The following is an 8,634-nucleotide window of genomic DNA, read 5'->3' on the forward strand; positions in this document are numbered from 1 at the left end:
AGACTAGTAGCCGGGGTGGGGGACGCGGGGCCGGGTAGCAGGTCACCAATCGATGCCGACCGGTCACCGCGGTGTCATCCGCACGGGCGCGGGGGAGGGTCTACTGTGATCGCGCGATCCAGCCGACGGGTTCCTTGGCATCGACCACGCAGGGACGGGTAAAGTCACCTTTACCAATCGGGAACTAGCCGACGCGGTTGGTCGTTGAGTTCGGTGCAGGAGCCATCAGGCCCAGGAGGAACAGGTGCGTTCAACCAGTAATCCCGCGTTCCGCAACCTGCCGACGAGTGGGTTCGGCGGCGGCTACGCGGGCTTCCAGACCCAGCCCCAGGCCAGCGCGCCGGGATACGGCGGCTACCAGGCGCCGCCGACGACGGGTGACCGCCCCATGACGGTCGACGACGTGGTCACCAAGACCGCGATGACGATCGGCCTCGCCCTGATCACCGGCGTCCTGACCGTCGTGGCCGTGAAGAGCGGCGCGCTGCCCCCGGTCCCGCCGATGATCATCGGGCTGCTCGTCGGCCTGGTGCTCTCGCTGATCATCATCTTCAGGCGGACGCCGAACCCGGCGCTGGTGCTCACGTACTCGGCGGCCGAGGGTGTGTTCCTCGGTGCGATCACCGGAGTATTCGACATCTACTTCCCGGGCATCGCGATCCAGGCCGTGCTCGGCACCACGCTCGTGTTCATCACGATGCTCGTGGTGTACAAGACGGGTGCGGTCCGCGTCACGCCCAGGCTGACCAAGTGGATCATCGGTGCGACGGTCGGCGCGGCCGGCCTGATGCTGGTCAACCTGCTGCTCGGCCTGTTCGGCGTGAACATGGGCCTGCGGGACGGCAGCACGACCGCGATCATCTTCAGCATCATCGTGATCGGCATCGCGGCGTTCAACTTCCTGCTCGACTTCGACATGGCGGACCAGATGATCCGCGCCGGCATGCCGTCGAGGTGGGCCTGGTACGCGGCGTTCGGCCTGATGACCACGCTCGTCTGGCTGTACCTGGAGATCCTGCGCCTGCTGTCGTACCTGCAAAGCGACTAGAAGAGCTCTTTCCGGGGGAGGGGGCGTCCGGCTACGAGGCCGGGCGCCCCTTCTGTCATTCCCGGCGAGTTTGCAGCGCTTTCACGACGCTGTCACGAACCTGCCCGCGCGCTCGTCAAAGGCATGGTCCGCAAGGGGATCTGCTTTCACGGGCCGAAGAGCCGGGTCCTACACTTCTTCGGGGCGTCTCGTGAAGACCTTCACAACCTACTTTGTGAATGTTTTCACAAGCTCGGCAGCTGGTCAGGTTAGGTCTGCCTAACCGCCGGCCGCCGCATCACCACCCCATAGGGTGCCCGGCGAGGGAGCGGGAAAGGACGGCGACGGTGTCAGCAATCGCAGTCAGCACATCTGTAGCACAAGGCGCGAACGTTTCGGCAGGGCTCGGTAGCTACCTGCCCCTGGTCCTGCTCTTCGTGCTCGCGGCCGCCTTCGCGTTGTTCTCCGCGTTGCTCGGTCCGCTCATGGGACCCCGGCGCTACAACCGGGCGAAGTTCGAGGCCTACGAGTGCGGCATCGAGCCCTCCCCGCAGCCGGTGATCGGCGGCGGCCGCGTGCCGGTCGCGTACTACCTCACCGCGATGCTGTTCATCATCTTCGACATCGAGATGGTGTTCCTCTACCCGTTCGCCGTGTCCGCCGACGCGCTCGGTTTCTTCGGGCTGGTGGAGATCGTCCTGTTCATCGCGACGCTCGGCTTCGCGTACGCCTACGTGTGGCGGCGCGGCGGCCTCGACTGGAACTGACGGGAGGGGGACGGCATGGGTCTCGAGGAGAAGCTCCCCAACGGAATCCTGTTGGCCAGCCTGGAGAAACTGGTCAACTGGGGCCGCAAGAACTCGCTCTGGCCGGCCACGTTCGGCCTCGCCTGCTGCGCCATCGAGATGATGACGACCGGCGGCCCGCGCTACGACATCGCCCGCTTCGGCATGGAGCGGTTCAGCGCGACCCCGCGGCAGGCGGACCTGATGATCGTCGCCGGCCGGGTCACCAACAAGATGGCCCCGGTGCTGCGCCAGATCTACGACCAGATGGCCGAGCCCAAGTGGGTGCTCGCCATGGGGGTCTGCGCCTCGTCCGGCGGCATGTTCAACAACTACGCGGTGGTGCAGGGCGTCGACCACGTCGTGCCGGTCGACATGTACCTGCCCGGCTGCCCGCCCCGCCCGGAGATGCTGCTCGACGCGATCCTCAAGCTGCACGCCAAGATCCAGGACGAGCCGATCAACGCCCGCCGCGCCCAGCTCAAGGCCGAGCGGGGCGACCGGACGCCGATGATCGCGTCCTCCGTCAAGTACGCGAAGAAGTGAACGACATGGCGAGCGACGACAAGCCCGAGAACACCCCACCCGTGCCGGGCGGCGAGCAGTCCAGCGCCGAGCGGCCCGGCGAGGTGGAGCAGCGGCCGGCCGGTGAGACCGCCCAGCCGGCCGCGCCGCTCGTGGCCGGCAAGGCCCGCCGCGGCATGTTCAACGTCTCCGGCAGCGGCGACACGTCCGGCTTCGGCGGCCTGCGGCTGCCGGCCCACGTGGCCGCGCCGGCCGAGCGGCCCTACGGCGGCTGGTTCGACGAGTTCACCGACCAGATGCTCGCGGCCATGCGTGGCCGCGGCATCCCGGCCGAGGCGATCCTGCAGGTGACCGTCGACCGCGGCGAGATCACCTACTACGTGCAGCCCGAGCACCTCGTCGCGCTGTGCAAGATGTTGCGTGACGAGGCGACGCTGCGCTTCGAGCTGTGCAGCTCGGTGTCCGGAGTGGACTACGGGATCGGCGTCCCGCAGCGGATCCACTCCGTCTACCACCTGCTGTCGATGACGTTCCGCCGCCGGATCCGCCTGGAGGTGGCCATCGAGTGGTCGCCCGAGGACTCGCCCCACCCCGACGGCAACCCGCACTGCCCGTCGATCGTCGAGGTCTACCCGACCGCCGACTGGCACGAGCGCGAGACGTGGGACATGTTCGGCATCGTCTACGACGGCCACCCCGCGCTCACCCGGATCCTCATGCCGGACGACTGGGACGGCTTCCCACAGCGCAAGGACTACCCGCTCGGCGGCATCCCCGTGGAGTACAAGGGCGCCGAGATTCCTCCCCCGGACCAGCGGAGGTCCTACTCGTGACCGTGCCGCCTCTCCGGAATTCGAAGTGTGGGTCACCACGCGCGGGGAAACTCCCGGCGACCACGTACTTGTGGCCGGTTTGCGTCCCGTTCCCCTCGGGTGCGGTCGGGCCGCACGCGGCTCTGGCAAAGGGGGTCTCATGACCGAGAACCTTTCCGACGTTACGACCGGTACGGACACCGGCGCCGGCCGGGTCGACGACCCGTACGCCACCGAGCGCCAGACCACCGAGGGCCGGATCTACACGGTCACCGGCGGCGACTGGGACTCCGCGCTCGAGGACGCGATCACCGACGAGCGCATCGTCATCAACATGGGCCCGCAGCACCCGTCCACGCACGGCGTGCTCCGGCTGGTGCTCGAGCTCGAGGGCGAGACCGTGACGCAGGCCCGGTCGGTCATCGGCTACCTGCACACCGGCATCGAGAAGAACTGCGAGTACCGGACCTGGACCCAGGGCGTCACGTTCGTGACGCGCATGGACTACCTCTCCCCGCTGTTCAACGAGGCCGCCTACTGCCTCGGCGTGGAGAAGCTGCTCGGCGTCACCGCGCCGCCGCGCGCGCAGATCATCCGCGTGCTGCTGATGGAGATCAACCGCATCGCATCGCACCTCGTGGCGATCGCCACCGGCGGCATGGAGCTCGGCGCGATGACCGCCATGACCATGGGGTTCCGCGAGCGCGAGGAATGCCTGCACCTGCTGGAGTTCCTGACCGGCCTGCGGATGAACCACGCGTTCATCCGGCCGGGCGGCCTCGCGCAGGACCTGCCCGAGGGCTACGAGCACGCCGTCGCCGAGTTCATCAAGGTCATGAACAAGCGGCTGCCGGAGTACGACCGGCTGCTCACCGGCCAGCCGATCTGGAAGAACCGGCTGATCGGCGTCGGCTACCTGCCGGTCGACGCGTGCCTCGCGCTCGGCGTGACCGGGCCGATCCTGCGCTCCGCGGGCCTGCCGTGGGACATGCGCAAGGTCGAGCCGTACCTGGGCTACGAGGACTACAACTTCGAGGTGCCGACCTCGACCGCGGCCGACTCCTACGCGCGCTACGTGCTGCGCGTCGAGGAGATGCACCAGAGCCTGCGGATCATCAGCCAGGCGCTCAAGAAGCTCGAGCCCGGGCCGGTGATGGTCGAGGACGGCAAGATCGCCTGGCCGGCGAAGCTCGCGATCGGCTCGGACGGCATGGGCAACTCGCTCGACCACGTCCGCAAGATCATGGGCCAGTCGATGGAGGCGCTCATCCACCACTTCAAGCTGGTCACCGAGGGCTTCCAGGTGCCGGCCGGGCAGGTCTACACCGCGGTCGAGTCACCGCGCGGCGAGCTCGGCTACCACATGGTGTCCGACGGCGGCACCAGGCCGATGCGCGTCCACGTCCGGGAGCCGAGCTTCGTGAACCTGCAGTCCATGCCGGCGATGTCGGAGGGCGGCCTGGTCGCCGACGTCATCGCGGCCATCGCCTCGATCGACCCGGTGATGGGAGGAGTCGACCGGTGACGAACGAACCACTGTCCACCGGCGCCACCTACGGCGGCTCGAGCGTCGGCGCGGGGGAGACCCACGTCGCGGCCGGCCCGGACGTCGACGTGGTCGCCGCGTCGGCGGTCAGCCCCGAGGAGACCGAGCGGCTGGTCACACCGGCCACGCCGGACCTGTCGGTGTTCGGCCCGGACATCGTGGCCAAGGCTGGCGAGCTGATCGCGCGCTACCCGGAGTCGCGCTCCGCGCTGCTGCCGATGCTGCACCTCGTCCAGTCGGTGGAGGGGCACGTCAGCCAGGCCGGCATCCAGTTCTGCGCCCAGCAGCTGAGCCTCTCCAGCGCCGAGGTCAGCGCGGTCGTCACGTTCTACACGATGTACAAGCGCAAGCCGTGCGGCGAGCACCTGGTGAGCGTCTGCACCAACACGCTGTGCGCGGTGCTGGGCGGTGACGCGATCTACCAGCGGCTCCAGGAACACCTCGGCGAGGACGGCGAGCCGCTCAAGCACGAGGACACCGCCGGCGAGCCCGGCACGCCCGGCTCGATCACGCTCGAGCACGCCGAGTGCCTCGCCGCCTGCGACCTCGGCCCGGTGCTGCAGGTCAACTACGAGTACTACGACAACCAGACGCCCGAGTCGGCGGTCGCGCTCGTCGACGCGCTGCGCCGTGGCGAGCGGCCCGCGCCCACCCGCGGCGCGCCGCTGACCAGCCTGCGCGACGTCGAGCTGCAGCTGGCGGGCTTCTTCCCCGTGGACGAGGAGACGTACCGCTCCGAAGTGGACGGTCCGTCGGCGGCGGTGGAGACCCTGCGCGGCGCGCGGCTCGCCAACGAGCGCGGGTGGACCGCCCCGACGATGCCGGAGAAAGCCCCGGCACTCCCGGAGGTCGAGAAGAAATGACCACTGCGGAACTGGGCCTGCACGGCCCGCGTGGTCGCCAACCGCATCCAAGGGGAACGGGACGTAACCCGGCCACCGGTACGTACCGAACCGGACGGCACCTGAGCACGGTGACCACAAGGGTTAATTCCGGGGAGGCGGAGCAGTAATGACCACAGGCCAGAGGGCTACCCCCGACCCGGTGACCCCGGTGCTGACCAAGCGCTGGCTCTCGCCGGACTCCTGGCGCCTGTCGACCTACGAGCGGCTCGAGGGCTACACGGCGCTGCGCACCGCGCTCGCGGGCACGCCCGAGCAGCTGGTCCAGCTGGTCAAGGACTCCGGCCTGCGCGGCCGCGGCGGTGCGGGCTTCCCGGCCGGCGTGAAGTGGTCCTTCATGCCGCCCAACGAGGACAAGCCGCACTACCTCGTGATCAACGCCGACGAGGGCGAGCCGGGCACCTGCAAGGACATCCCGCTGATGATGGCGGACCCGCACTCGCTGATCGAGGGCTGCATCATCGCGGCCTACGCGATGCGCTCGCACCACTGCTTCATCTACGTGCGCGGCGAGGCGCTGCACTGCATCCGCCGGCTCAACGCCGCGGTGCGCGAGGCCTACGACGCCGGCTACCTCGGTGCGGACATCCTCGACTCCGGCTTCGGCCTGGACATCACCGTGCACGCCGGCGCGGGCGCGTACATCTGCGGCGAGGAGACCGCGCTGCTCGACTCGCTCGAGGGCCGCCGCGGCCAGCCCCGGCTCAAGCCGCCGTTCCCCGCGGCCGCCGGCGTGTACGGCATGCCGACCACGGTCAACAACGTCGAGACGATCGCGAGCGTGCCGTTCATCGTCAACGGCGGCGCCGACTGGTTCCGCACGATGGGCAGCGAGCGCTCGCCCGGGCCGAAGATCTTCTCGATCTCCGGCCACGTCGAGAAGCCCGGCCAGTACGAGGCGCCGCTCGGCACCACGCTGCGCCAGCTGCTCGAGCTCGCCGGCGGCATGAAGGACGGCATCCCGCTGAAGTTCTGGACGCCGGGCGGCTCGTCGACGCCGCTGTTCACCGCCGAGCACCTCGACGTCCCGCTGGACTTCGAGGGCGCGGCCGAGGCCGGCTCGATGCTCGGCACCACCGCGATCATGGTCTTCAACGAGACGGTGTCCGTGCCGTGGGCCGTGATGAAGTGGACCGAGTTCTACGAGCACGAGTCGTGCGGCAAGTGCACGCCGTGCCGCGAGGGCACCTACTGGCTCGCCGGCATCCTGCAGCGGATGGTGGCCGGGCACGGCACCGAGACCGACATCGAGACGCTGCTCGACATCTGCGACAACGTGCTCGGCCGGTCGTTCTGCGCGCTCGGCGACGGCGCGGTCAGCCCGATCCAGAGCGGCATCAAGTACTTCCGGGACGAGTTCCTCGCGCTCTGCGAGGACAACAAGAAGGCCAGCCCGGCCCTTGTGGGAGCTCACTAGAAATGACTGTCACCAACGACACTGCGGAAAAGCCGGCGGGGACGCCCGTGCCCGAGGGGCACGTGAAGCTCACCATCGACGGCGTCGAGGTGATCGCGCCCAAGGGTGAGCTGCTGATCCGCACGGCCGAGCGGCTCGGCACGGTCATTCCGCGGTTCTGCGACCACCCGCTGCTCGACCCGGCCGGCGCCTGCCGCCAGTGCCTCGTCGAGGTGGAGATGGGCGGGCGGCCGATGCCCAAGCCGCAGGCGTCCTGCACGCTCACGGTCGCCGACGGCATGGTCGTCAGGACGCAGAAGACCTCGCCCGTCGCCGACAAGGCCCAGCAGGGCGTGATGGAGCTGCTGCTCATCAACCACCCGCTGGACTGCCCGGTCTGCGACAAGGGCGGCGAGTGCCCGCTGCAGAACCAGGCCATGCGCCACGGCCGCGCGGACTCGCGGTTCGTCGAACAGAAGCGGACCTTCGCCAAGCCGATCCCGGTGTCCACGCAGGTGCTGCTGGACCGCGAGCGGTGCGTGCTCTGCCAGCGCTGTACCCGCTTCTCCGACCAGATCGCCGGCGACCCGTTCATCGAGCTGCTCGAGCGCGGCGCGCACCAGCAGGTCGGCATCGCGGAGAACAAGCCGTTCCAGTCCTACTTCTCCGGCAACACGATTCAGATCTGCCCGGTCGGCGCGCTCACCAGCGCCGCCTACCGGTTCCGCTCACGGCCGTTCGACCTGGTGTCCACGCCGAGCATCTGCGAGCACTGCTCGTCCGGCTGCGCGGAGCGCACGGACTGGCGGCGCGGCAAGGTGATGCGCAAGCTCGCCGGCGACGACCCCGAGGTCAACGAGGAGTGGATCTGCGACAAGGGTCGGTTCGCGTTCCGGTACCTGACCGCCGACGACCGGATCACCCGGCCGATGGTGCGCGACGCGCAGACCGGTGAGCTGGTCGAGGCGTCGTGGACCGACGCGCTGCGGGTGGCCGCCGAGGGCCTGGCCAAGGCACGCGAGGGCAGGGGCGTCGGCGTGCTGGCCGGCGGCCGGCTGACCGTCGAGGACGCCTACGCCTACGCCAAGTTCGCCCGGGTGGCGTTGCACACCAACGACGTCGACTTCCGGGCCCGCCCGCACTCGGCCGAGGAGCTGGACTTCCTCTCCTCGCACGTGGTCGGCACGACGCCGGAGACCGGCGTGACCTTCCGGGCCGTCGAGGCGGCGCCGGCGGTGCTGTGCGTCGCGCTGGACCCGGAGGAGGAGGCGCCGATCGTCTTCCTGCGGCTGCGCAAGGCGGCCCGCACGGGCCGTACCAAGGTGTTCCACATCGGACAGTGGACGACCCCGGCCGTGACCAAGACGATCCGCCCGCACGGCCCGGACAAGGCCGTCGTCGGGTCGCTGCTCGCCTGCGCGCCCGGCGCGGAGGCGGCCGCCGTGGCGGGACTGTCCGACCACGCCCCGGACGTCACCGAGGCGCTGGGCGGCGCCGGCTCGGTCATCCTCGTCGGCGAGCGTGCCGCGCAGGTGCCGGGCCTTTTCACCGCCGTGGTCAGGCTCGCGGAGTCGACCGGGGCGCGGATCGCCTGGATCCCGCGGCGGGCCGGCGAGCGCGGCGCGCTCGACGCCGGCGCGG

The 8,634-nt window shown here is 69.7% G+C and carries 8 protein-coding genes; all 8 read left to right on the forward strand.

Going from position 1 to position 8,634, the window contains the following annotated elements:
* The first annotated feature begins 244 nt into the window (after positions 1 to 244).
* Positions 245 to 1,048 carry a Bax inhibitor-1/YccA family protein gene (locus tag VH969_RS17200; RefSeq protein WP_331975299.1) on the forward strand — a complete coding sequence of 268 codons (804 nt, stop codon included), beginning with the start codon at positions 245 to 247 and terminating at the stop codon, positions 1,046 to 1,048.
* A gap of 335 nt (positions 1,049 to 1,383) precedes the next feature.
* On the forward strand, positions 1,384 to 1,794 hold the full coding sequence (locus tag VH969_RS17205; protein WP_331975317.1) for an NADH-quinone oxidoreductase subunit A: 411 nt from the start codon (positions 1,384 to 1,386) through the stop codon (positions 1,792 to 1,794).
* A gap of 15 nt (positions 1,795 to 1,809) precedes the next feature.
* The gene (locus VH969_RS17210) at positions 1,810 to 2,358 is read left to right on the forward strand and encodes a NuoB/complex I 20 kDa subunit family protein (protein WP_331975301.1); all 549 of its coding nucleotides are present in this window, start codon (positions 1,810 to 1,812) and stop codon (positions 2,356 to 2,358) included.
* A 5-nt stretch (positions 2,359 to 2,363) separates the two neighbouring features.
* Positions 2,364 to 3,170, forward strand: a complete 807-nt coding sequence (locus tag VH969_RS17215) for an NADH-quinone oxidoreductase subunit C (RefSeq protein WP_331975303.1) — start codon at positions 2,364 to 2,366, stop codon at positions 3,168 to 3,170.
* A 139-nt stretch (positions 3,171 to 3,309) separates the two neighbouring features.
* Positions 3,310 to 4,674 (forward strand): NADH-quinone oxidoreductase subunit D, encoded by a 1,365-nt coding sequence (locus tag VH969_RS17220; RefSeq protein WP_331975305.1) that lies wholly within the window; start codon positions 3,310 to 3,312, stop codon positions 4,672 to 4,674.
* 11 nt (positions 4,675 to 4,685) lie between these two features.
* Complete coding sequence (gene nuoE / locus VH969_RS17225; protein ID WP_331975319.1) at positions 4,686 to 5,558, forward strand: NADH-quinone oxidoreductase subunit NuoE; 873 nt, start codon at positions 4,686 to 4,688, stop codon at positions 5,556 to 5,558.
* A gap of 148 nt (positions 5,559 to 5,706) precedes the next feature.
* A complete protein-coding gene (gene nuoF, locus VH969_RS17230) occupies positions 5,707 to 7,014 on the forward strand; it encodes an NADH-quinone oxidoreductase subunit NuoF (protein WP_331975307.1) in 1,308 nt (435 codons plus the stop codon).
* A 2-nt stretch (positions 7,015 to 7,016) separates the two neighbouring features.
* Positions 7,017 to 8,634, forward strand: a 1,618-nt coding sequence (locus VH969_RS17235; protein ID WP_331975309.1) for an NADH-quinone oxidoreductase subunit G, incomplete at its 3' end; no start/stop codon positions are given.

Source organism: Actinophytocola sp., assembly GCF_036555685.1.
GTDB lineage: Bacteria > Actinomycetota > Actinomycetes > Mycobacteriales > Pseudonocardiaceae > Actinophytocola.